General features: G+C 72.2%; 19 protein-coding genes. 10 read left to right on the top strand and 9 right to left on the bottom strand.

What is annotated here, in order from left to right; translation table 11 throughout:
* Positions 1–10: 10 nt before the first annotated feature.
* The 5 genes from ABZY45_RS04350 to ABZY45_RS04370 all read right to left on the bottom strand — a co-directional run bounded on the left by ABZY45_RS04350 (position 11) and on the right by ABZY45_RS04370 (position 6047).
* Complete coding sequence (locus ABZY45_RS04350) at positions 11–1507, bottom strand: NAD(P)/FAD-dependent oxidoreductase (RefSeq protein ID WP_356735943.1); 1497 nt, start codon at positions 1505–1507, stop codon at positions 11–13.
* A 31-nt stretch (positions 1508–1538) separates the two neighbouring features.
* Positions 1539–2156 (bottom strand): DUF4126 domain-containing protein, encoded by a 618-nt coding sequence (locus ABZY45_RS04355; protein WP_356735945.1) that lies wholly within the window; start codon positions 2154–2156, stop codon positions 1539–1541.
* A 414-nt stretch (positions 2157–2570) separates the two neighbouring features.
* A complete protein-coding gene (locus ABZY45_RS04360) occupies positions 2571–3182 on the bottom strand; it encodes a TetR/AcrR family transcriptional regulator (RefSeq protein WP_356735947.1) in 612 nt (203 codons plus the stop codon).
* 29 nt (positions 3183–3211) lie between these two features.
* Positions 3212–5299 carry a YhgE/Pip domain-containing protein gene (locus ABZY45_RS04365; protein WP_356735949.1) on the bottom strand — a complete coding sequence of 696 codons (2088 nt, stop codon included), beginning with the start codon at positions 5297–5299 and terminating at the stop codon, positions 3212–3214.
* The gene (locus tag ABZY45_RS04370; protein ID WP_356735951.1) at positions 5271–6047 is read right to left on the bottom strand and encodes an ATP-binding cassette domain-containing protein; all 777 of its coding nucleotides are present in this window, start codon (positions 6045–6047) and stop codon (positions 5271–5273) included. The genes ABZY45_RS04365 and ABZY45_RS04370 overlap by 29 nt, the downstream gene beginning before the upstream one ends.
* Positions 6048–6218: 171 nt before the next feature.
* Between ABZY45_RS04370 and ABZY45_RS04375 the strand changes: the two genes are divergently transcribed.
* The 3 genes from ABZY45_RS04375 to ABZY45_RS04385 all read left to right on the top strand — a co-directional run bounded on the left by ABZY45_RS04375 (position 6219) and on the right by ABZY45_RS04385 (position 8325).
* The gene (locus tag ABZY45_RS04375; protein WP_356735953.1) at positions 6219–6758 is read left to right on the top strand and encodes an SAV_6107 family HEPN domain-containing protein; all 540 of its coding nucleotides are present in this window, start codon (positions 6219–6221) and stop codon (positions 6756–6758) included.
* 102 nt (positions 6759–6860) lie between these two features.
* Complete coding sequence (locus ABZY45_RS04380; RefSeq protein WP_356735955.1) at positions 6861–7619, top strand: methyltransferase; 759 nt, start codon at positions 6861–6863, stop codon at positions 7617–7619.
* Between the two features lie 301 nt (positions 7620–7920).
* The gene (locus tag ABZY45_RS04385) at positions 7921–8325 is read left to right on the top strand and encodes a DUF3040 domain-containing protein (RefSeq protein ID WP_145802148.1); all 405 of its coding nucleotides are present in this window, start codon (positions 7921–7923) and stop codon (positions 8323–8325) included.
* Positions 8326–8876: 551 nt separating this feature from the next.
* On the opposite strand, the gene ABZY45_RS04390 is transcribed toward ABZY45_RS04385, so the two are convergent.
* The 4 genes from ABZY45_RS04390 to ABZY45_RS04405 all read right to left on the bottom strand — a co-directional run bounded on the left by ABZY45_RS04390 (position 8877) and on the right by ABZY45_RS04405 (position 14554).
* Entirely contained in the window at positions 8877–11405 is a 2529-nt protein-coding gene (locus ABZY45_RS04390) for a DUF3488 and transglutaminase-like domain-containing protein (RefSeq protein ID WP_356735957.1), read from the bottom strand.
* On the bottom strand, positions 11402–12760 hold the full coding sequence (locus tag ABZY45_RS04395) for a DUF58 domain-containing protein (RefSeq protein ID WP_356735959.1): 1359 nt from the start codon (positions 12758–12760) through the stop codon (positions 11402–11404). The genes ABZY45_RS04390 and ABZY45_RS04395 overlap by 4 nt, the downstream gene beginning before the upstream one ends.
* Positions 12760–13800: a MoxR family ATPase gene (locus tag ABZY45_RS04400; RefSeq protein WP_356735961.1), complete on the bottom strand. Its 1041-nt coding sequence runs from the start codon at positions 13798–13800 to the stop codon at positions 12760–12762. The genes ABZY45_RS04395 and ABZY45_RS04400 overlap by 1 nt, the downstream gene beginning before the upstream one ends.
* 190 nt (positions 13801–13990) lie before the next feature.
* Complete coding sequence (locus ABZY45_RS04405) at positions 13991–14554, bottom strand: carbonic anhydrase (protein ID WP_356735963.1); 564 nt, start codon at positions 14552–14554, stop codon at positions 13991–13993.
* Positions 14555–14958: 404 nt separating this feature from the next.
* On the opposite strand from ABZY45_RS04405, the gene rsmH reads away from it, so the two are divergent.
* The 7 genes from rsmH to murD all read left to right on the top strand — a co-directional run bounded on the left by rsmH (position 14959) and on the right by murD (position 24152).
* Positions 14959–15924, top strand: coding sequence for a 16S rRNA (cytosine(1402)-N(4))-methyltransferase RsmH (rsmH, locus tag ABZY45_RS04410; RefSeq protein WP_356735965.1), 966 nt, complete (start codon positions 14959–14961; stop codon positions 15922–15924).
* A gap of 49 nt (positions 15925–15973) precedes the next feature.
* Positions 15974–16510 carry a septum formation initiator family protein gene (locus ABZY45_RS04415; protein WP_356735967.1) on the top strand — a complete coding sequence of 179 codons (537 nt, stop codon included), beginning with the start codon at positions 15974–15976 and terminating at the stop codon, positions 16508–16510.
* A gap of 4 nt (positions 16511–16514) precedes the next feature.
* Entirely contained in the window at positions 16515–18500 is a 1986-nt protein-coding gene (locus ABZY45_RS04420) for a penicillin-binding protein 2 (RefSeq protein ID WP_356735969.1), read from the top strand.
* A 163-nt stretch (positions 18501–18663) separates the two neighbouring features.
* Positions 18664–20247: a UDP-N-acetylmuramoyl-L-alanyl-D-glutamate--2,6-diaminopimelate ligase gene (locus tag ABZY45_RS04425; protein WP_356735971.1), complete on the top strand. Its 1584-nt coding sequence runs from the start codon at positions 18664–18666 to the stop codon at positions 20245–20247.
* Between the two features lie 4 nt (positions 20248–20251).
* Positions 20252–21670, top strand: a complete 1419-nt coding sequence (murF, locus tag ABZY45_RS04430; protein WP_356735973.1) for a UDP-N-acetylmuramoyl-tripeptide--D-alanyl-D-alanine ligase — start codon at positions 20252–20254, stop codon at positions 21668–21670.
* A complete protein-coding gene (gene mraY, locus ABZY45_RS04435) occupies positions 21667–22737 on the top strand; it encodes a phospho-N-acetylmuramoyl-pentapeptide-transferase (protein ID WP_203185676.1) in 1071 nt (356 codons plus the stop codon). The genes murF and mraY overlap by 4 nt, the downstream gene beginning before the upstream one ends.
* Complete coding sequence (gene murD, locus ABZY45_RS04440; RefSeq protein WP_356735976.1) at positions 22719–24152, top strand: UDP-N-acetylmuramoyl-L-alanine--D-glutamate ligase; 1434 nt, start codon at positions 22719–22721, stop codon at positions 24150–24152. The genes mraY and murD overlap by 19 nt, the downstream gene beginning before the upstream one ends.
* Positions 24153–24174: the final 22 nt, after the last annotated feature.

Genomic DNA, 24174 nt, shown 5'->3' on the forward strand with positions numbered 1-24174 from the left:
AGGCCGCGGCTCATCGGGAGCCGCGGAAGTCGTCGCCCTCCACCACGAGGCCCGCGACCAGGGCCCCCGACATCCCGGCGTGCGCCAGTCCGCCGCCGGGGTGGGACCAGCCGCCGGCCGTGTACAGGCCCGGCAGTGGGGTGCGGTTCGCGGTGTGCAGGAAGGCGCCTCCCGCTCCGGCCAGGGCCGGGGCGGGCACCGAGCCTCCCTCGGCGCCGGTGTCGGCCCAGGTCTCGGCGGGCGTGCGGATCTCGCGGTGGAGTATCCGCTCGCGCAGACCGGGGACCGCTCCGGCTGCCTGGCCGATCACCGAGTCCGCGAAGTGTTCGCGCAGCGCCGCGTCCGTCCAGTCGACGGGACCGTGCGGGGCCACCGTCACCATCAGGGTCACCGCCTCGTGCTCCTCGTCAGGGCGGGTGGACGGATCGTCGGGCCGCAGGACCGTCACCGTGGGCCGCTCGGCCGTCCGGCCGCCGAACACCGCCTCCTGCTCCGCGACGGGGTCCCCGGTGTGCACCACGGTCCGGTGCGCGGCACCGGACTCGCGGGCGCCGCGCAACGACAGCAGGACGAGGAAGCGGCCGGGCACCGGGGTCTCCGGGATCGCGCTGCGCGCCTCCTCCAGCCCCGGCACGAGCCCGGGCCCGGGCTGCGCGCCCAGGACGACATGGGCGGCCTCCTCGCTCCTGCCGTCGGCCAGCTCGACCCCCGCCGCCCTGCCGTCCTTCTCGGCGACCCGGACGGCTTCGGCGCCGAAGACGAACTCCACCTTGCGGGCCAGGCACCGCTCGTACACCGCGTCGGCCAGGGCCCGCATGCCACCGGCGACGTACCAGCTGCCGAAGGTCTCCTCCATGTACGGGAGGAGAGCGGCGGCGGCCGGGGCACGGCGGGGGTCGAGCCCGTACGACAGGGCATAGCCGTCGAGCAGCGCGGCCAGCCGGGGGTCCGTCAGCTCCCAGGCGCCGATCTCCGCCACCGTCCCCGCCACCAGGGGGGACCGCAGCAGCCTGCGCCGGCGGACCGAGGGGTAGGGGTCGCGGCCCAGCACCTTCGGGTCCTCGCGCAGCGGTTCCTCCAGCAGAGGCCTGCGCGACCGTTCCCACGCCGTCCCGGCCCGGTCCAGGAAATCCCCCCAGCGGGCCCCGGCCCCGCCCCCGAGCGCCTTGTCCAGCGCGCCGACGACCCCGGCCCTGGAGGCGTTGGGCAGCGACACCGCGGTGCCGTCGGCGAAGACGTGACGGCTCGCGGGATCCACCTGGGTGAGCGTGACGCACCGCTCCAGCGGTTCCTTGCCCGTCTTCACGAACAGGTCGCGGTAGACCGCGGGCAGGTGCAGCAGCCCGGGGCCGGTGTCGAAGACGAAGCCGTCACGGGCATACCGGCCGAGCGAGCCGCCGTAGGTCTTCGACCGCTCGTACACCGTCACCCGGTGGCCTGCCACGGAGAGCCGGGCTGCCGCCGCCATCGCGCCCACCCCGGCGCCGATCACCGCAATTCGTGCCATGTCACTGACCCTACGGGGTACCACCGACACGTCACCCAGGAGGCCGGTGCCAGCCCTCTTCCGCCGGACGCCTCTCCTCGCGGCGCTGCGCCCTGCGCCGCAGGAACCGGCGGATGCGGGAGGTGAGGAACACCAGTATCACCAGGCCGAGCAGGAGCAGGACCGCGGCGACTACGGCCGCGGCCACGGGGTTGAAGACCGCGAAGGTGATGATCCCGGCGACGCCCAGATCCTCGGCGAGGCTGACCCCGATGTTGCTGAAGGGTTCGGGCGAGGTGTTGACCGCCATCCTGGTGCCCGCCTTCACCAGGTGGCTCATCAGCGCCGTCGAGCCGCCGACGGCTCCGGCCGCGACTTCAGGCAGCGACCCGCTCTCACCGGCCAGCAGGGCCGCGACGACCGCCCCGGCCACGGGCCGCACCACCGTGTGCACCGTGTCCCAGGCCGAGTCCACGTACGGGATCTTGTCGGCGACCGCCTCGCAGAGGAAGAGCACCGCGGCGGCCACGAGCACATCGGTGCGCTGCAGCGACTCGGGCACCTCGTCGCTGAGACCGGTCGCGCCGAAGAGGCCGAGGAGGAGGATCACCGCGTAGGCGTTGATCCCGCTGGCCCAGCCACTTGTGAACACCAGGGGGAGTACGGACACGGACGCGATCGTAGCCAGCCGGACCGGCGCACGGGTGGGCCCTGCCACACAGGGCTGAGTATCCCTACCTAGGCGTCGAGATGAGTAGGGATGCGGATGGGCTCCCACCTGCGCAGACGGAAGAGTGGTGACCACGGAAGGGGCGCGGCGCCCGGACCGCCGGCACGGGGCGGCGGAACGGCACCGCACCCCGGACGCAACGGGGGCACACGGCGCGGAGCTCCGGGACCACGGGGGAACGGGGGACGGGGTCACGGGGGAGAGCTTCGCGGCGGTACGGGACGCCGGTCCGGCGGAATTCGGGGGGATCGAATTCCACCGGGCCGGCGTTCTCGCGTGGCCAGGGGCCCTGGTGGCCTGTCGGCTTCCGGGGCCTCGGTGTGCCCGCTACCGGGCCTCGGCGCCCGCTTCGGCTCAGTGCCCGCTGACGCGGCCGTGCAGCAGCAGGGACAAGGCGGAATGCACGTCGTCGATCGTCCGCTCCGGCTGGAACGCCTGCCAGTCGAGCGCCGCCACGAGCACCATGCCCACCAGGGCCGCGGCCGTCAGCTGGATGTCGATCTCCTCGCTGAGCTCCCCGCCGGCCACGCCCTCCCTGAGCACCCCCTCGACGACGGCGACCGCCTCCTGACGCAGCACCAGGAGGGTCGACTGCCAGGCGCGGTTGGTGCGCCAGAGCTCCGCGACGTACAGCTGCGTGAAAGCCGGGTAGCGGTCGATGAAGACCAGGCCCGCCCGGATCATCGCGTCCAGCGCCTCCACCCGGGTGCCGCCGCGGGCGTCCGTCCCCTCGGCGGCGATGCGCAGCGACTGGGTGAGCAGCCCGACGCCGTGGCGCAGCAGCTCCTCGAAGAGCTCGGTCTTGCTCTTGAAGTTGTAGTAGACCGTGCCCTTGGCGACCCCGGCCCGCTCGGCGATCTCGTCCACCGTGGTCGCCGAGAAGCCCTTTTCCGCGATGAGGGTGACCGCCGCCTCGTAGAGCTTCTGCCGGGTGGCCTGGCGGCGCGTGGTGCTACTGCTGTCCATGCCCCTGATTCTCACAGGTGCGGGCGCGGTCACAGACTCAGCTCCGGGTGGAGCCGGTCCAGGGTCCACACCTGTTTGCGGCGGGCGGAGAGGGCGGTCAGCGCCAGCGCGCCCGCCGTGAAGGCCAGCAGCACGGCGCAGCCCTGCCAGACCGGGCCGAGCCCGCCGCCGGTGATCAGCCGCCGCAGCCCCTCCACGACATAGGTCATCGGCAGGAAGGGGTGGATCGCCCCAAAGAACCAGGGACTGGTCTGGACGGGGTACGTGCCGCCGGCCGAGGTCAGCTGGAGCATCAGCACGGCGAGCACCAGGATCCGCCCCGCCGCGCCGAAGCGGGCGTTGAGCCACTGCACGATCGCGGCGAAGCAGCACGTGACCAGGGCCAGGAAGGCGAGCGTCCCGGCGGCGTGCGTCATCTGCAGACCGAGCCGCCAGTGCAGCACCGCCATCAGGGCGGCCACCTGGAGCAGGCCGATCGCGGCGACCGGCAGCCAGCCCGCGAAGGCGATGCGCCAGGCCGGAGCCCCGGCCGAGAGCGCCCGCCGGTTGAGCGGCTGGATGAGCATGTACGCCACCATCGCGCCCACCCAGAGGGAGAGCGGGATGAAGTAAGGGGCGAACCCGGTCCCGTAGTTGGGCGCCGCGTGCAGCGATGACGAGGCCAGCCGTACCGGGTCGGCCATCACACCGGTACGGGCGTCGCGGTCCTCCTCGTCGTAGTCGGGGATCTTCCCGACCCCGTCGTTCAGCCCCTGGGCGAGCGTCGCCGAACCGTCGCCCAGCCGGTACAGCCCGCTCTTCAGGCTCGTGGCGCCCGTCTTCAGCTTCTTCACTCCGGCGTCCAGATCTCCGGCGCCCGTTCTGGCGGTGCCCAGTCCGGTGTGGAGCGTGCCGGCACCCGTGGCGACCTTGTGCGCGCCGGTGTTGAGCTTGTCGATCCTCGCGACGGCGGACTCCAGGTCCGTGTCCAGGTGCGGTGAGCGCTTCGCGAGGGCGTCGGCCTGCTTCTCCAGAGTGGCCAGCTGCGTGCGCAGCTTGGTGAGATCGCCCTTCTGGTTCGTGACCAGGGCGTTCACGTCGTCGGCCACCGCGGCGACGTCCGCCGCCGCCGTCACCGCGCGCTTCAGCTGCGGGCAGACCCCGGGGTCGGGGACCGGCTGCTCCTCACAGCGCGTGCGGTGGACCTCGGAGAGCTCGTCGGAGGCCGTGTGGGCGGCGGCCGAGGCGGTGGGGGCCGCCGCGACCAGCAGGTCGAGGTTGTCCCGTACGGCCTTCGACGAGTCGGCGACCAGGCGTGCCGCGTCGCCGATGGCCTTGCCGTTGTCCTTCAGGAAGGGGCGTACGTCGGCTGCGGCCTTGCCGGCCTTGTCGGCGAGGAGCTGGGTGCCGTCGGCTACCTGCCGGGATCCCGTGGCCAGTTCGGCGGCGCCCTTGTCGAGCCGGGCGACGCCCTTGGAGAGTTTCCCGCTGCCCGCCTTGGCGTCCTTGAGGCCCTCCGCGAGTTCCTTGGAACCCTTCTTCGCCTTCTCGACACCGCTCCGGAGGTCGTCCGCCCCCTCGGCCGCCTTCGCGGTGGCGTCGTGCAGGCCGGAGAAGTTGATGAAGATCCGGTCCAGGAAGCCGCGCGAGGCCTTGGAAGAGGCGGCGCTGCGGACCTCGGCGAACACCGTCCTGGAGATCTGGCCGACGATGTAGTTGTTGGCGTCGTTCGTACGGACCTGGAGGGCGCCGGTCTCCGGGGTGTCCCCGGCGCTGGACGCGATCCGCTCGCTGAAGTCCGGCGGCATGGTCAGGGAGAGGTAGTACGTCCCGTCCTCGACGCCCCGTTCGGCCTCGGCGGAGCCGACCTCGTGCCAGTCGAAGACCCGGGAGTCGAGGAGCCTGCCGGAGATCTCGTCCCCGGCCGCGAGGTGCTCCCCGCCCGTGTCCGTGCCCTTGTCGTCGTTGACCAGCGCGACGGGGATGCGGTCGAGCCGCCCGTACGGGTCCCAGAACGACCAGAGGTACAGGGCTCCGTACAACAGCGGCAGCAGGAGCAGTGCGACGAGTGCGGCACGCGGCATCCGGCCCCTGCCGAACCTTCGCAGCTCAAGCGCGGCCAGCTTCGGCGATCGCATCGGCCGTCTCCTTCTCCGTGGTCGTGCGGCCGGCGGGGCCGGGGGCCCCGGCCGCCGGGCGGGTGTGGACCGTCAGGGTGTCCTCGGGTGCTTCGCTGCACACGGCCAGCACGGTGGTCCCGGCGGCGGCGAGGGCGCGCAGCAGCTCCCAGGCCTGCGAGCGTTCGGTGGGAGAGAGCTTGAGGTCGGTGTCGTCCACCGCGAGGAGCCGGGGGCGGCCCGTCAGCGCGAGGGCGACGGAAAGGCGCAGCGCCTCCAGGCGCTCCAGGTCGCGCACGGAGGTCCGTTCGGCCTTGGGGAGCGCCGCGAGGTCCAGCCCGGCGGCCTCCAGAGCGGTGTCGACCGTGGCCCGCGACGTGGCGGCGCGCGCGGCACGGGAGCGCAGCAGGGCGCGCGGCGAGGCGCCGAAACGCCGCTGCAGCAGGGCCCGTTCCCGCAGGTGCTCCGCGACGGTGAGGGAGGGGTCCAGCTCGCTGACCCCGGGAACCGGGCCGAGCGCGCTGAACCGGCGTACGGCCGCCAGCCGCCCCGGCAGACGCTCGCCGCCCACCTCGGCGTGGCCCGACGTGGCACGCATCCGGCCGGTGAGCGCGAGCAGCAGGCAGGTGCGGCCCGAGCCGGAGGGCCCCTCGACCGCAACGAGTGTTCCGGGAGCGGCGGAGAACCCGACCCCCTGGAAGGCCCAGCCGCGAGGTCCCTTCAGTCCGAAGTCCTCGGCGCTCACTGCCGCCCCGTGCGGGCCGTCCACGACCCCACCCCCCATTTTTTTGCACTGACCAGTCAGTGCAAAAAACTAGCCCGAACTTGTGCGCGAAGCAAAGTGGCAGGTCAGAGGGTGGTTCTGAGGGATTGTCAGTGGGGGGCGTCACGATGGATACAGACGGCCACAAAGCCGTCACACGACGACAGGAGGTTCGTCATGGCCAGCTCGTCCGCAGCCGCCGCCCCGCGGCGCCGCGCAGGCAGCCCTGCCCCCTCACTGACCGGTCCGGCAACCGACGTCCACCCCGTGCTGCGCCGCACCACGGCACCGCCCGCCGCCCTCGATCTCCTCGCCCAGGCCCACACCGGCCTGGAGGAGGCCGCCGAACTCGCCGTGCCCAACGAGCGCTACGCCACCGCGCACCTCGCCGCGCTGCGCACCGCCGCCGCCGTCCTCGCCGCCCGCGGCCGGCCCGAGACCGGCCGCCGCGGCAGGGAGCGGATCCGCAGCGCCTGGGAGGTGCTGCCGGACATCGCTCCCGAACTGACCGAATGGAGCGCCCTCTTCGCCTCCGGCGCGGGGCGCAGGGCCCGTGCGGAGGCCGGCATACCCGGCGCCGCCACCAGCCGGGACGCCGACGATCTGCTGCGCGACGTCGCCGTGTTCCTGCGACTGGTCGAGCGGCTGCTGGTCCTCCAGCCCGTGCTGCCGCAGCCCCGGAGGGAGGGGGCGGGCCGGCTGCGGGACAGGGAGTGACCGTCGGGGCGGTGCGAGGCAATAGGGTGGAGAGGACCCGTACCACCTGCACCGTTCACGCTCCGCCGTCCGTGGCGGCACCGCGCCGAGGAGTCAATCGCCGTGTCGGACCAGCTGCGCCCCCGCGCCTCCCTCCGTACCGCCGTGGTCTGGGAGGTTCTCAAGGACGCTCTCGAGCGCCGGGTCAAGGCGACCGGCAGGGAAACCCTGGACGTGCTGGACACGGGCGGTGGCACCGGCAATTTCGCGGTGCCCGTCGCCCGGCTCGGCCACCGGGTCACCGTGGTCGACCCCAGCCCCAACGCCCTTTTCGCGCTGGAGCGCCGTGCCGACGAGGCCGGGGTCGCCGAGCGGGTGCGTGGCGTCCAGGGCGACATCCTCGGCCTCTTCGACGTGGTGGAGCGCGACGGCTACGACGCGGTCCTCTGCCACGGCGTCCTGGAGTACGTGGACGAACCCGCCGAGGGCGTGCGGAACGCGGTCGACGCGCTCCGCCCCTCCGGCGCGCTCAGCCTGCTCGGTGCCGGCGTCGGCGGCGCCGTCCTGGCGCGGGCGCTCGCCGGACACTTCGCGGAGGCCAGGCAGGCGCTGACGGACCCGGCGGGCCGGTGGGGCGGCGGCGACCCCGTGCCCCGCAGGTTCACCGCCGGCCAGCTGACGGAACTGGTCACCGACGCGGGCGTCGAGGTGGGCGCCGTGCACGGTGTGCGGGTCTTCGCCGACCTCGTTCCCGGCGTGCTCGTGGACACCGAGCCGGGTGCCATGGAGGAGCTTCTCAAGCTGGAGGCGGCCGTAGCCGAACAGCCTGCCTTCCACGCCGTGGCGACCCAGCTGCACGTTCTGGGAGAAAAGCGCGCCTAGGCCGTGACGGGGAGCCCGCACGGGCGTGGACACGGAGTGACCGGAGCACGGCTGATCAGCAACGCAGCTGCAGACGGAGTACTGCCCAGAACACCCGATCGGGCCGCGAGCCCCGTATGATCGGGTGACACCATCCGGCATGACGGATCGGAGGTCGGGGAATCTACGCCTCAGCAGCCGAGCCGACATGGCGGTCCGGACTGGCTATGGCTAGAGGGCGGGTTTCACGGGGGCGAATCCCTGCCTATCCTGGAAGGGCCGCATACCGGTCGCCCCCGCGGCCGACGACGAGGAGGACTCCGTGCCGCTCTCGGAGCACGAGCAGCGAATGCTCGAGCAGATGGAGCGAGCGCTGTACGCCGAAGATCCCAAGTTCGCTACAGCGCTTGAGGGAAGCGGGCTGCGCAGGTACACCCGGCGACGGGTCTACCAGGCGGTGGCCGGCTTTCTGGTGGGTATCGCGCTCCTCATGGCCGGAATGGTTTTCCAGCAGACCTGGGTCAGCGTGGCGGGATTCCTCGTCATGCTGGGCTGCGCCGTGCTGGCGGTCACCGGGTGGCGCAAGGCGCCCAAGCCCGGTGAGCAGCAGCCGGCCGGGAGTGCGAGCGGGGGTGGAGGCGAACGCCGACACCCCAGGCAGCGCCGGTCGATGATGAACCGGATCGAAGAGCGGTGGCAGCGCCGCCGCGACGAACAGGGCCAGTGAGCGTTCCGCGTCCCGGCCGGTGGACACCCCCCGGCCCGTGACGCGGCGCGCGCACACCGAGAACTTGACGCTGGACCCCACGTGAGGGGCGGTCGCACTGTGCGACCGCCCCTCACGCGTTGCCGGCACACGGCCGGTACAGGACGGGACGGGACCGGCCGGTACGGGGCACCGAACCGGCATCGGCCGGGTTCCGCCGGGCTCACCGGGCCGATCCCGGGCTCACCGGGCGCTCCGGTATCACCGGGATGGATCCTCCAGGCGCCCCCGGCTCACGAGGCTCACGGGGATCAGCCGGGATCGGCTGGGCGCACCGGAATCCCCTGGCTCACCGGGCTCGGCCGTAGGAGCCGGGCGCCGGTCGCCCGGACTTCTTGCGCCCGGGGCCCGAATCGGGGGCCGGCGTGACCGGCGGCCGGCTGGGAGCCGGTGAGGCGGTGAGCCGGGGAAAGCTCGGGCGCCGGAGAGGCCGGCAGCGGGCCGAGGGCCCCGGGAGCGTGGGGGTGGGTGAGCGCGGGATCGGGCCCGCCTGTGCAGGCCCGATCCCGGCGTCAGCCCTGCTGCCGCGACAGCCTGCGCAGGCGCGCCGCCCAGCCGGCACGTCCCAGCCGGTCCGACCACCTCCGGCCGAGCTCCGCCCGACCCTCCGAAATCGCCCAGATCACCCGAACGGCGGAACGGGGGGCGAGCGTCGCACGCACCCTGCCCCAGCGGCCGGCCGAGGCCCACAGACCCGCCCGTACCTCGCGCACGTCCTGCGCCGACCCGGCGACCGCGCGGGGCTCGGGTGCGTACAGCACCTGCTCCACCGAACCCGCCAGCCGGTGGGCCGCCGAGGCCGCCGCTCCGTCGAGGCCACCCAGCCGTACGACACGGGCCGCGGCTTTGCGAGGGGTCTGCGACTCGTCGGGGACGATGCCGTGGTCCCAGGCCGTGTCGGTCAGCTCCTGCCAGGCCGCCATCACCCGTGCGGCGGCATCCGCGGAGGTGCGGCCGGAGGAGCCGAGCCGCCCGGGACCGGCCGCCGCTCCGTCGAGGCCACCCAGCCCTACGGCACCGTCCGCGGCCTGGCCCGGCCGTGCGGTGGCATCAGCGGACGTACGGCCGAAGGAGCCCAGCCGCCGGCTGCGCGCCCGCAGTCGCCAGAGCATCGGCAGCAACGGGAGCGTCAGCACCGCCAGGGCGCCCAGCACCCACAGGACCACCTCACCGACCGGTGTCCCCGGATCGGCCGAATCCGCCGCACCGGGAACCGGGGCCACACCGCACTGACCCTGCCGGCGCTCCTGCGCCGGGCACGACTCCGACGCGGAGGGAGCAGCCGTGGGCGCCACGGAGGCGCCGTCCGTGGGCACCGCGGGATCGCTCGGGTCCTGGGAGGGGACGTCCGGCCGGGTGTACGCCGGGGTGCTTCCGCGGGACGGGGTCGGCTCGAAGCGCGTCCACCCCACGCCCTCGAAGTACAGCTCGGGCCAGGCGTGCGCGTCCCGCAGCCCCACCGACACCGACCCGTCGGCCTGGACCGTGCCGGGCGTGAAGCCCACCGCGACCCGGGCCGGAATCCCAAGGGTCCTGGCCATCGCGGCCATCGTGGAGGAGAAGTGGACGCAGAAGCCCTCCTTCTCCTTCAGGAACCGCTCGATCGCCGTCGTGCCGGTCCCCGAGGTCACCGTCGTGTCGTAACGGAAGCCGCCCCCGGAGGCGAACCAGTCCTGCAGTTTCACGGCCCGCTCGTAGTCGTTGGCCGCGCCCTCCGTGACCTGGTCGGCCGTTTCCTCGACCACGTCGGGGAGCGACGCGGGGAGGCGGGTGTACTCACGGACCAGTTCCGAACGCGGTGCCATCGCCCCGCCCAGCTGCGAGGCCGTGGGCTCCACCACCAGACTGCTGACCTCGTAGCGGGCACCGCCCGTCGTCTGGCCGTCGTCACCGACGAGGGTGCGCCCCTCGGGTTCGTACCGCCAGCGGCCCTGGACGTCCACCTCGCTCGCCGGGTAGGGGAGAGGCAGATACGTCTGCTGGTACGAACGCGAGGCCGAGATGTTCGTCCGGATCTCGGTGACGGCGACATCCGTGCCCAGTCCGGCCGGCTGAGGCAGCCGGTCCGGCACATCCCTCAGCCGGCGGGTCGACGGCCTCCACTCGCCGCCGCTGAACTGGTCCAGCGCGAGGATGCGCAGATAGAAGTCCTGCGGGCTCACGGAGTTGGTGCGATACGTCATCACCTCCCGGTTCTCCGGCTGGTTGAGGTTGTTCTGGAGGGAGACCAGCGGATTCACCGCCGAGATCGTCCCTCCGCCCCCACCCCGGCCCGTCCCGCCGCCCGTGCCGCCCAGGAGCCCGCCGTCCAGCGCGGGAAGGGCGGCGGGGACGGCAAGCGCGATGCCCAGCGCCACCGCGCCGATACGCCGTCCCGTGCGGACGGGGGCGAGGGCCCGTCCTGAGCCCTCCAGGCCGGCGGCCAGACCGTTCGACGTGCGGGACACACCGCCGAAGACGCGCCCCCACTGGGACAGCCGGTCCCGGCCCTCGGCCAGCAGGAGCAGCAGGTACCCGCACGCCGCGAGCGTGAACCACAGCCACCCCGCGCCGCCCTCGGAGAGCCCGGCCGCCACCGAGTAGAGGGCGAGCAACGGCAGGCCGGCCGGTGCGGCCGTGCGGAAGGTCACCGCAAGGACGTCCACGGCGAGCCCGATGAGCAGCACCCCGCCGATCAGCATCAGACGGATGCCGTCCGTCGCAGGTGCGGGGGTGGCGTACCTGCTGACGTCGTCGGCGCCCGCGGTCAGCAGGTCGGCGAGGCGCTGGACCGCCTGCGGACCGGGCAGCAGGCCGAACAGGGCGTGCTCCCTGGCGAACGCCACCGTGAGCGTCAGGAGGGTGACGACCACCTGGAGGGAGACCGTCAGTATCCGCGCGAGGCGCATCCGGCGGGCGAGCGCGCCCACACCGGTCTGGACGGCCAGCAGGAAACCGGCCTGCAGCACCCACTTCGACGTCTCGACCAGGGGCAGCAGCGCCCCCGCCGCCAGCATCGTGGCCACGAAGGCGCACAGCGCCAGTCGGCTACGACCACTCATGACCATCCCCCGGAGAGCCCTGTCGTCGATCCGGCGCCGGAGCGCTCCTGGCCGGCCTGCTGCCAGAGCCGGGAGAGCTCGGCCCCGGGCGGCACCGGCACCGCTGTCCATCCCGCTTCCCTCAGCACCCGCAGGCGCTCGGCAGCCCGCGCCGCCGGAGCGGCGGCCCTGCCGCGCGCCCAGTCGTCGCCGTCGAGCACGAACGCGACGGCCCCGCGGCTGCGCTGCCGCATCCTGGCCGCCACGGCCATCTGCTCCTCGTCGAGATCGCCGAAGAACGCCACCAGCAGCCCTTCGTTGCTCCCCCGGAGCACGTCGTAGGCGCGGGAGATGCTTCCCCCGTCGGAGTGGTCGGCGACCGCAAGGGTGTCCATCATCAGGCCGGCCGAATCCGCGGAATCCTGGGTCGATCCCGCATAGCCCTCGGCGGTCTCGCCGGGCACGGTGCTCCCGTCGTCCGTGAGCAGCCGCACCGCGAAGCCGCGCTCCAGCATGTGGAGCAGCGCGGAGGCCGCCCCGGCCACGGCCCATTCGAAGGCCGACCCGGGCCCGGCGCCCTGATAGGCGATCCTCCGGGTGTCCAGGAGCACCGTGCACCTGGCCCGTTGCGGCTGTTCCTCCCGGCGCACCATCAGCTCGCCGTAGCGCGCGGTGGACCGCCAGTGGACCCGCCGCAGGTCGTCACCGTGACGGTAGCCGCGTGGAATGGTGTCGTCCTCGCCCGCCAGCGCCAGCGAACGCTGCCTCCCGTCGCCGTACCCGGAGGCTTCCCCGGCCAGCCGCAGCGCCGGAAGCGGCTCGGTACGGGGGACGACGACGAGGGTGTCGTAGGCGCTGAAGGAACGCGTGAGCTCGCACATGCCGAAGGGATCGCTGAGCCGCAGCTGGAGCGGCCCCAGGGGATAGCGCCCGCGCAGATCGGACCGTACCCGGTAGGACACCTCCCGGACGCCGCCCGCCTCCACCCGGTCCAGCACGAACCGGGGCCGGGGGCCCAGCACGTAGGGAACACGGTCCTGGAGCATCAGCAGGCCCGTGGGCAACCGCGAGACGTTCTCCATCCGCAGATGGACCCGCGACTCCGACCCCGCCGGCACCCGGGACGGGGACAGCCGCCGGCTGCCCGCCACCCGGTAGCGGGTGCGGTGGAGCACGATGACGCAGACCAGCGGGAGCACCGCGAGCAGCAGACCGACCCGCAGCAGATCACCCTGGCCGAGGACGTACGCGCAGACGGCCGCCGCCACCCCGGCGGCGAGGAACGACCGGCCCCGGGTAGTCAGCCCGCTCAGAGCCGCCCGCAGGCTTCCCTTGTCGTCGGCGTCGTCCACAGGGCCGGGCCCACCGGCCGTCATCACAGCCGCCGGGCGCCGGGCTGCGGGCCGTACACCGGGCCGCCGGTCCGGTGCTGGGCCGGGGCGGCAGCGCCGCCCGAGGTCGGCACCGGGGTGCGCTGGAGGATGTCGAGCACGACCTGCTCGGAGGTACGGCGGTTGAGCTGCGCCTGCGCCGTGGGCAGCAGGCGGTGCGCGAGCACCGCGACCGCGAGGGCCTGGACGTCGTCCGGCAGGGCGTAGTCACGCCCGGCGAGCGCCGCCGAGGCCTTGGCCGCACGCAGGAGATGGAGGGTCGCGCGCGGGGACGCCCCGAGTCTGAGATCCGGATGCCGGCGGGTGGCGCCCACCAGCTCCACCGCGTACCGCCGGACGGACTCGGCCACGTGGACCATGCGCACCGCCTCGATCAGCTTCACGATGTCGTGGGCGTGGGCCACCGGCTGCAGGTCGTCCAGCGGTGAGGCGCCGCCGTGCACGTCGAGCATCTGCAGTTCGGCCTCCGCGCTCGGGTACCCGATCGAGACACGGGCCATGAACCGGTCGCGCTGAGCCTCGGGCAGTGGATACGTGCCCTCCATCTCGACCGGGTTCTGCGTGGCGACGACCATGAAGGGATCGGGCAGCTCATAGGTCTGGCCGTCGATCGTGACCTGCCGTTCCTCCATCGACTCCAGCAGCGCCGACTGGGTCTTGGGCGAGGCACGGTTGATCTCGTCGCCGATAACGATCTGGGCGAAGATCGCGCCGGGCTTGAACTCGAAGTCACGCCGCTGCTGATCGAAGATCGACACCCCGGTGATGTCGGAGGGCAGCAGATCCGGTGTGAACTGGATGCGCCGCACCGAGCAGTCGATGGACCGTGCCAGCGCCTTGGCCAGCATCGTCTTGCCGACCCCGGGCACGTCCTCGATGAGGAGGTGCCCCTCGGCGAGCAGCACGGTCAGCGAGAGCCGTACGACCTCAGGCTTGCCCTCGATCACACCCTCGACCGACCTGCGCACCCGCTCCGCTGTCGTGGTCAGATCTGTGAGGCTCGCTCGATCGTCATAGGTCGTCACCCGGCCCTCCTCGGCCCCTTGTGCACGGGCCGACGCACAGAGCCGCCCGGCCCGCTCCGAAATACGGACACTCTCCGGAGGACCCGGAGAGATGTCACACCCGCATTCTTGTTGCCGTTACCGCTTCGTGTCACTCGCCTGTGGACAACTGGGGGCGATATGCCGGATGTGGTCCGTATGTCGGGGGACTTCAGGAGGCGGGGAGGATCTCCCGCAGCTTGCCGGTGGTCACGTCGAAGACGAATCCGCGGACGTCGTCCGTGTGCAGGAGGAAGGGCGACGTGCGCACGCGCTGCATCGACTGCCGGACGTCCTGGTCGGCGTCCGAGTAGGCCTCCACCGCCCAGGCCGGGCGCTGCCCGACCTCCAGCTCCAGCTCCTGCCTGAAGTCCTCGGTGAGGGACTCCATGCCGCAGTTGGTGTGGTGGATGAGGATGACGCTGCGGGTGCCGAGCGCGCGCTGACTGATGGTCAGCGATCGCAGGACGTCGTCGGTGACCACACCGCCCGCGTTGCGGATGGTGTGACAGTCGCCCAGCTCCAGGCCCAGCGCCCGGTGGAGGTCGAGGCGGGCGTCCATGCACGCGACCACGGCGACCTTCAGTACGGGTCGCGCGTCCATGCCCGGGTCGGTGAATGCCTCCGCGTAACGCGTGTTCAGGTCGACCAGACGGTCGGTGACTGTTTCTCCGGAGGGGGCGCCGGAGGGGGCGGCGGAACCGGTCTCGGCGGAAGACTGTGCAGAAGTCGACATAACCATGACGTTATCCTTCGCGATTGCTCCCGTCGGGCTGTGGAAGGGGACAAAGAACGTCAACGTGGGTTGTTGTGAGGTAACCCACAAGCCTCACACCCGGAGGGCCGACCGGGTGAGGTTCGCCGTATCGCTCAGGCGGTACGACGCGCTGCGCCGTTCGTTGATCGGGAATGGATCGGATGGCAGGGTGGACTAAAGTGACGCGAAGTTACCGACACGCCTGCACATTCCGCATTTTTTTACTTCGAGTTCCTGTGATGTGCGGCGTACATGCGGCCCGGCCCTCTCCCGCTCGTGGTCGGCCGGCGCCCCTTCCCCGGCGCCGGCGGACCTCCCCTTCCGAGCGGGCGGGGACCAGACCGCACGTGCGGCCATCACGGGACAGAGCCTGAGAGGGCGCATTGAGCCAGACCCGACACGTCCCGGTGATGCTCCAGCGATGCCTGGACCTGCTGGCCCCGGCTCTGGAGGCGACAGGCCCGCGGCCCCCCGTCGTCGTGGACTGCACCCTGGGGCTCGGCGGGCACAGCGAGGCCATGCTCGCCGCCTTCCCCGACGTCCGGCTCGTCGCCCTGGACCGCGACAAGGAGGCGCTGCGCCTCTCGGGTGAGCGCCTCGCGCCGTACGGCGACCGGGCCACTCTGGTGCACGCCGTCTACGACGAACTGCCCGAGGTCCTCGAAAGGCTCGGCATCCCCAAGGTCCAGGGCGTGCTGTTCGACCTCGGTGTCTCCTCGATGCAACTGGACGAGGCCGACCGCGGCTTCGCCTACGCCCAGGACGCGCCGCTCGACATGCGCATGGACCAGACGACCGGCATCGGCGCCGCCGAAGTCCTCAACACCTACCCGCCGGGTGAACTCGTGCGGATCCTGCGCGCCTACGGCGAGGAGAAGCAGGCCAAGCGCATCGTGTCGGCCATCGTGCGTGAGCGCGCGAAGGAACCCTTCACCAACAGCGCCCGTCTCGTCGAGCTCATCCGCGACTCCCTGCCGCAGGCCGCCAAGCGCACCGGAGGAAATCCGGCCAAGCGCACCTTCCAGGCCCTGCGCATCGAGGTCAACGGCGAACTGACCGTCCTGGAGCGGGCCATTCCGGCCGCGGTGGGCAGTCTCGCCGTGGGTGGCCGGATCGCCGTCCTCTCCTACCATTCGCTGGAGGACCGTCTCGTCAAGCAGGTCTTCGCCGCAGGCGCCGCCAACACGGCGCCGCCCGGCCTGCCCGTGGTCCCCGAGCGCTACCAGCCCCGGCTGAAGCTGCTCACCCGGGGCGCCGAACTCCCCACGGAGGAGGAGGTCGCCGAGAACCGGCGAGCCGCTCCCGCCAGGCTGCGCGGCGCCCAGCGGATCCGCGAGGAGGAGCGATGAGCGCCCCCCGCCCGCCCGGCCGGACGCCGGTGAGGACGGTGGCGACGCCGTGACCGGGACGGCCGAGCAGATGAAGGGGCGGGCCGGCCGCCTCGCACGGCTGATGCCGTCGGGGCCGAGCACCGCTGCCCGTACCCCCTTCGTCCTGCTGGTCGTGCTGCTGCTCGCCGGTGGCCTGATCTCGCTCCTCCTGCTGAACTCGGCACTCAACGAAGGATCGTTCAGGCTCAGCGAGCTGGAGCGGGAGACGACCGAGCTCACCGACGAACAGCAGGCTCTCCAGCGCGACGTGGACAGCTACTCCGAGCCCGACGCGCTGGAGCGCCGCGCCAGGGAGCTCGGCATGGTGCCCGGCGGCAGCCCCGCCTTCCTGAACCCGGACGGCACCGTCAGCGGTGTGCCGGAGCGCGCCACCGCCGCACCGTCACCCACCGCGGTCCCCGAACCGGAGGCGAGCACGGCCGGGCCCTCCTCGGCCTCCCCGTCCGGGTCCGCCTCGCCGGCCTCCGCCGCGTCCACCCCGGCGTCCTCCGCGACCATCACCCCCTCGCCCTCGACATCGCCCTCGACCAGCCCCGGCAGGTGACGCAGTGCCGTCCAAGGAACCGCCGCGCCGTCGCGTACCCGGCCCCGCGCGCCCCCGTAACGCGGCGAGCGGATCGGGACGGCCCCGGCCCGCCGGCCGTCCGGCACCGCGGCGGCCTGCCGCCGCCCGGAAGCGGCGCGGCGGATCCCCGCAGTCCATCCGCCTGGGCAGCCCCCGCCCCCGGCTCCGCCTGATCAGCCTCTGCCTGACGCTGGTGATGCTGGCGTTCGTGGTACGGCTCCTCCAGGTCCAGGCCGTCGACGCGGCCACGTACGCCGCGAAGGCCGAGAAGAACCGCTACCTGGAGTACACGATCGCGGCCGAACGCGGCGAGATCACCGACCGCAGCGGTATCGCCCTGGCCACCAGCGTCGACGCGCACGACATCACGGCCGACCCGAAGCTGTTCACTCCCGAGGACAGCAAGGCACCGGACGCCCCGCAGCAGGCGGCGGCGCTGCTCGCCCCGATCCTCGGCAAGGACGAGGCGGAGCTCGCGAAGAAGCTCTCGACCCCCAAGAGCCGCTACACGGTGCTGGCGCGCCGCCAGACCCCGCAGGTCTGGAAGCAGATCAAGGACCTCAAGTCCGTCTTCGCGGAGAAGGCCGCCGAGGACAAGGCCGCCGGGGGCCCCGGGGCCAACGTGCTGGCCGGAGTCCTCCAGGAGCCCACCACCAAGCGGGTCTACCCGAACGGCGGCCTCGCCGCCGGGATACTGGGCTTCGTCAACGCGGAGGGCAAGGGCGGCGGCGGCCTGGAAGCACAGCTGAACGGGCAGCTCCAGGGCGAGGACGGCAAGATCCGGTACGCGCAGGCCGGCGGCCGTCCCGTCCCCACGGCCGGCTCCACGGAGATCCCGGCCGTCGCGGGCACCGACGTCGAGCTGACGATCGACCGCGACATCCAGTGGGCGGCCCAGCGCGCCATCGCCGACCAGGTCGAGAAGTCCGAGGCGGACCGCGGCTACGTGGTCGTGCAGAACACCAGGACCGGCGAGGTCCTGGCCATGGCCAACGCCCCCGGCTACGACCCCAACGATCTCACACGGAGCGACACGGCGGCCCTGGGCAACGCGGCGCTCCAGGACGTGTACGAACCGGGCTCCACCAGCAAGGTCATGTCGATGGCCGCCGTGCTGGAGGAAGGGGCCGCGACGCCCGGGACGCACGTCACCGTGCCCAACCGGCTGCACCGCGGCGACCGGCTCTTCCGGGACGACATCGACCACCCCACCTGGTACCTCACGCTCAACGGCGTACTCGCCAAATCGAGCAACATCGGCACCATCCTGGCCACCGGCCAGCTCGGTAAGACCCAGGCGGAGGCCAACAAGGTCCTGCACTCCTACCTGCGCAAATTCGGCATCGGCAGCACCACGGGGCTCGACTACCCGGGCGAGTCGCCCGGCATCCTCGCCAAGCCGCAGGACTGGTCGACCTCGCAGCAGTACACGATCCCGTTCGGCCAGGGCCTCTCGCTCAACGCCATGCAGGCCGCTTCGGTCTACCAGACGATCGCCAACGGCGGGGTCCGGATCGAGCCGACCCTGGTCCGCGGCACCAAGGACGCGGACGGCAACTACAGCGCGTCCGAAGCCCCCGAACGCACCCGGGTGGTCAGCGAGAAGACCGCCAAGACCCTGGCGAAGATGCTGGAGTCGGTCGTGGACGACCGGGAGGGCACCGGGACCAAGGCCCACATCCAGGGCTACCGGGTCGCGGGCAAGACGGGCACGGCCAACCGCGTCGACCCCGTACGCGGTGTCTACAAGGGCTACACCGCCTCCTTCGCCGGTTTCGCGCCCGCGGACGATCCGCAGATCGCCGTCTACTGCGCCATCCAGAACCCCACCAAGGGCAGCTACTTCGGCGGACAGATCTGCGGCCCGATCTACAAGAAGGTCATGGAGTTCGCCCTCAAGACCCTCCAGACCCCTCCCTCCGGCAGCGCTCCCGCCCGGCTGCCGGTGTCCTTCAAGCCCGGCGAGTGACTCGGGGGAACCCTCAGTGACGACCATCACCCCTGATCCCGGGAACCGGAACGAGAAGTACCGCAACCCCGGCCCCTCACTTCGCGAGAGGCCGGGTCCGCCCGGTACGCTCACCGCCGTGCCCCACCCTGATCAGTGCCAAACCACTCAGAAGGACGCGCCTGTGAACTACCCGGGAGCGCCCCGACCGGACCGGCTCACGCCGACCTCCCTCGGAGAGCTGGCAGCCCGGCTCGGCGCAGGACCGCAGGACGCCGGTGAGGTCACCGGCATCACCCACGACTCGCGGGCCGTACGCCCCGGGGACGTGTACGCGGCCCTGCCCGGTGCCCGCTTCCACGGCGCGGACTTCGCCGCACAGGCCGCCGGCCTCGGCGCGGCCGCGATCCTCACGGACCCGGCGGGCGCCGAGCGCGCCGCCGCCACCGGCCTCCCGGTCCTCGTGACGGAGAACCCGCGCGGCCGGATGGGAGACCTCGCGGCGGAGATCTACGGACGGCCCGGCGCCGGCCTCCTCCAGATCGGCATCACCGGAACGTCCGGCAAGACCACGACGGCCTACCTCGTCGAGGGCGGCCTGCGCGGTGCCGGACGCAGCACCGGGCTGATCGGCACCGTCGAGATGCGGATCGGCGACGAGCGCATCAAGTCGGAGCGCACCACCCCCGAAGCCACCGACCTCCAGGCCCTGTTCGCCGTCATGCGCGAACGCGGCGTCGAGGCGGTCGCCATGGAGGTCTCCAGCCACGCCCTGGTGCTCGGCCGGGTCGACGGCTGCGTCTTCGACGTGGCCGTCTTCAACAACCTCAGCCCGGAGCACATGGAGTTCCACTCCGGGATGGAGGACTACTTCCAGGCCAAGGCGCAGCTGTTCACGCCGGAGCGCAGCAAGCTCGGTGTGGTCAACTTCGACGACGAGTACGGCCGCAGGCTGGTCGAGGAAGCGTCCGTCCCGGTCGTCACGTTCTCCGCGGAGGGTCACCCCGACGCCGAGTGGCGGGCCGAGGGTGTCGAGGTCGGTCCCCAGGACAGCACCTTCACCGTGGTCGGCCCCAAGGGCGAGCGGATCACCGCGAAGGCCCCCCTGCCGGGCCCCTTCAACGTGGCCAACACCCTCGCGGCGATCGTCACCCTGGCCGTCGCGGGTGTCGACCCGCAGACAGCCGCCGACGGCGTCGCGGCCGTCCCCGGCGTCCCCGGACGGCTGGAACGCGTCGACGCGGGACAGCCGTACCTCGCGGTCGTCGACTACGCGCACAAGACCGACGCCGTGGAATCCGTCCTGCGCTCCCTGCAGAAGGTCACCGAGGGCCGGGTGCACATCGTGCTCGGCTGCGGCGGTGACCGTGACACGACGAAGCGCGGCCCGATGGGCGCCGCCGCGGCCCGGCTCGCCGACACCGCCGTACTGACCTCGGACAACCCCCGCTCCGAGGACCCCCTCGCGATCCTCGCCGCCATGCTGTCCGGCGCGGCCGAGGTACCCGTCCACGAGCGCGGCGACGTGCTCGTCGACGCGGACCGGGCCGCGGCCATCGCCGCCGCGGTCGCCCGGGCCGAGCCCGGCGACACCGTGCTGGTGGCCGGAAAGGGACACGAGCAGGGCCAGGACGTCCACGGAGTGGTCCGCGCCTTCGACGACCGGAAGGTCCTGCGCGAGGCCATCGAGCGTTCCCTGGGGCGTGCGAGCACCGGGCACACCTCTCACGACCGCGTACACACCCACGAGAACAACAGTCAGGGATGACCAAGTGATCGCCCTTTCCCTCGCCGAGATCGCCGGAATCGTCGGCGGGCAGCCGTACGACGTACCGGACCAGTCCGTCACCGTCACCGGCCCCGTCGTCATCGACTCCCGGGAGGTGCGGCAGGGCTCCCTGTTCGCCGCGTTCGCGGGTGAACGGGTCGACGGCCACGACTACGCGCAGGGCGCCGTCGAGGCGGGTGCGACAGCGGTGCTGGCCGCCCGCCCCGTCGGTGTCCCGGCGATCGTCGTGGACGACGTCGTGGCGGCCCTCGGCGCCCTGGCACGCGCCGTCGTCGAGCGCCTCGGCACCGCTGTCGTCGCGCTCACCGGATCGGCGGGCAAGACGTCCACGAAGGACCTCATCGCCCAGCTGCTGGAGCGCAAGGCACCCACCGTCTGGACGCCGGGTTCCCTCAACAACGAGATCGGCCTGCCCCTCACCGCGCTGCGGGCGACGGCGGAAACCCGCCACCTGGTGCTGGAGATGGGGGCGCGCGGTATCGGCCACATCCACTACCTCGCCAACCTGACGCCACCGAGCATCGGGCTGGTCCTCAACGTGGGCAGCGCCCACATCGGGGAGTTCGGCAGCCGAGAGGCGATCGCCCAGGCCAAGGGTGAGCTCGTCGAGGTCCTCCCGGAGGACGGCGCGGCGATCCTCAACGCCGACGACCCGCTCGTGCGGGCGATGGCGTCCCGCACAAAAGCCCGGGTGCTGCTCTTCGGAGAGGCCCCGGATGCGGACGTACGGGGAGAGAACGTGCGGCTCACGGACGACGGCCGCCCCGCTTTCACGCTCCACACACCCACCGGGTGCAGCGACGTGACCTTGCGCCTGTACGGTGAGCACCACGTGTCGAACGCGCTCGCCGCGGCCGCCGTCGCCCATGAGTTGGGCATGTCCGTGACTGAGATCGCCGATGCGCTCTCCGGGGCGGGCACCCTCTCCCGCTGGCGCATGGAGGTCACCGAGCGTCCGGACGGTGTGACGGTCGTCAATGACGCCTACAACGCGAACCCCGAATCCATGAAGGCCGCACTCCGTGCGCTGGCCGCCATGGGCAAGGCCCGACGGGCAGCCGGGGGGCGCACGTGGGCGGTGCTCGGTCAGATGGCCGAGCTCGGCGACTCGTCGCTCGCCGAGCACGACGCGGTCGGACGGCTCGCCGTCCGGCTCAACGTCAGCAAGCTCGTCGCTGTCGGGGGAAGAGAAGCCTCCTGGCTGCAACTGGGCGCATATAACGAGGGTTCGTGGGGTGAGGAGTCGGTGCACGTGTCCGACGCACAGGCGGCCGTCGACCTGTTGCGCAGTGAACTGCGCCCGGGAGACGTCGTGCTGGTGAAGGCGTCCCGGTCGGTCGGCCTGGAGAAGGTCGCCCTGGCACTGCTGGAGACGACCGAGGGCGAGGTCGCCGTCCGATGAGGCAGATCCTCTTCGCGGGGGCCATAGGGCTCTTCCTGACCCTGGTCGGCACTCCGCTGCTGATCAAACTTCTGGCCCGCAAGGGCTACGGGCAGTTCATCCGGGACGACGGCCCGCGTACCCACGGCAGTAAAAAGGGCACGCCCACCATGGGCGGTATCGCCTTCATCCTGGCGACGATCATCGCGTACGTCCTGGCGAAGGTGATCACCGGCGAGGAGATGCGCTTCTCCGGCGTCCTCGTCCTGTTCCTGATGGCCGGGATGGGCCTCGTCGGCTTCCTCGACGACTACATCAAGATCGTCAAGCAGCGCTCCCTGGGCCTCCGGGCCAAGGCGAAGATGGCCGGCCAGCTGATCGTCGGCATCGCGTTCGCCGTGCTCTCGCTGCAGTTCGCCGACATCAGGGGTAACACCCCGGCGTCCACCCGGCTCTCCTTCGTCGAGGACTTCGGCTGGTCCATCGGACCGGTGCTGTTCGTCGTCTGGGCGCTGTTCATGATCCTCGCCATGTCCAACGGCGTGAACCTGACGGACGGTCTGGACGGCCTGGCCACCGGCGCGTCGGTGATGGTCTTCGGCGCGTACACCTTCATCGGGCTGTGGCAGTTCCAGGAGTCGTGCGCCAACGCGACCACCCTGACCAACCCCCAGGCGTGTTTCGAGGTACGCGACCCACTCGACCTCGCGGTCGTCGCCTCCGCGCTGATGGGCGCCTGCTTCGGCTTCCTGTGGTGGAACACCTCACCCGCGAAGATCTTCATGGGTGACACCGGTTCGCTCGCGCTCGGCGGCGCGCTCGCCGGTCTCGCGATCTGCTCACGCACCGAGTTCCTGATGGCCATCCTCGGCGGCCTCTTCGTGATGATCACCATGTCCGTGGTCATCCAGGTCGGTTCGTTCAAGATGACCGGCAAGCGGGTCTTCCGGATGGCACCGCTGCAGCACCACTTCGAACTCAAGGGCTGGTCCGAAGTCCTTGTCGTGGTCCGTTTCTGGATCATCCAGGGCATGTGCGTGATCGTCGGACTCGGCCTCTTCTACGCGGGATGGGCAGCCAAGAAGTGAGCAACGTGGACTGGCAGGGCAAGCACGTCACGGTCGCCGGGCTCGGGGTGAGCGGAATCCCCGCCGCCCGCGCCCTGCACGAGCGGGGGGCCCTCGTCACCGTCGTCAACGACGGCGACGACGAGCGCTCGCGCGCCCAGGCCGCGGAGCTGGAGGCGGACGGGATCACCGTGCGCCTCGGCGACGGGGCGACCCTGCCCGAGTCCACCGAGCTCGTCGTCACGGCTCCCGGATGGAAGCCGGACAAGCCCCTCTTCCTGGCAGCCGCCGAGGCGGGCGTCCCCGTGTGGGGCGACGTCGAGCTCGCCTGGCGGCTGCGGGGCCCCGACGCCGCACCCTGGCTCGCGGTCACCGGCACCAACGGCAAGACAACGACCGTGCGGATGCTCGCCTCGATCCTGGAGGCGGCGGGACTGCGCACGGCCGCGGTCGGCAACATCGGGGTCTCGCTGCTGGACGCCGTGCTCGGCGACGAGACGTACGACGTGCTCGCCGTCGAGCTCTCCAGCTACCAGCTGCACTGGGCCCCCTCCCTGCGCGCCCACTCCGGGGCCGTGCTCAACCTGGCCCCCGACCACCTCGACTGGCACGGTTCCATGGCCGGTTACGCCGCCGACAAGGGGCGGATCTACGAGGGCAACACCGTCGCCTGCGTCTACAACGCGCAGGACGGCGCCACGGAGGAGCTCGTACGCGAGGCCGACGTCGAGGAGGGCTGCCGGGCGATCGGCTTCACCCTCGGCGCGCCCGCGCCCTCGCAGCTCGGAGTGGTCGACGGCATCCTGGTCGACCGCGCCTTCGTGGCCGACCGGCAGAAGAACGCCCAGGAGCTCGCGGAGGTCGGCGACGTCGATCCGCCGGCCCCGCACAACATCGCCAACGCCCTGGCCGCCGCGGCGCTCGCCCGCGCCTTCGGTGTGCCGCCGGCCGCCGTGCGCGACGGGCTGCGCGCCTTCCGCCCGGACGCGCACCGCATCGAGCACATCGCCGACGTCGGCGGAGTCACGTACATCGACGACTCCAAGGCCACCAACACGCACGCCGCCGAGGCCTCCCTCGCGGCGTACGAGCCGATCGTGTGGATCGCCGGAGGCCTCGCCAAGGGCGCCACCTTCGACGAGCTCGTCAGCGGGGCCGCGAAGCGGCTGAGGGGCGTCGTGCTGATGGGCGCCGACCGGGCGCTGATCCGCGAAGCCCTGGCGCGACACGCCCCCGAGGTACCGGTGGTCGACCTCGAGCGGACCGACACTGGTGCGATGTCCGAGGCGGTCCGCGAAGCGGCCGCACTGGCAGAGCCCGGTGACACCGTTCTGCTGGCCCCGGCCTGTGCCTCGATGGACATGTTCGTCAACTACAACAAGCGGGGCGAGGCGTTCGCGGACGCGGTCCGCGGACTCTCCGGCGAGAGCGCCTGACGCTCCCGGCCTCAGCGGCGTA

It is taken from the genome of Streptomyces sp. NPDC006516, assembly GCF_040611875.1.
In the GTDB taxonomy this organism is placed as follows: domain Bacteria; phylum Actinomycetota; class Actinomycetes; order Streptomycetales; family Streptomycetaceae; genus Streptomyces.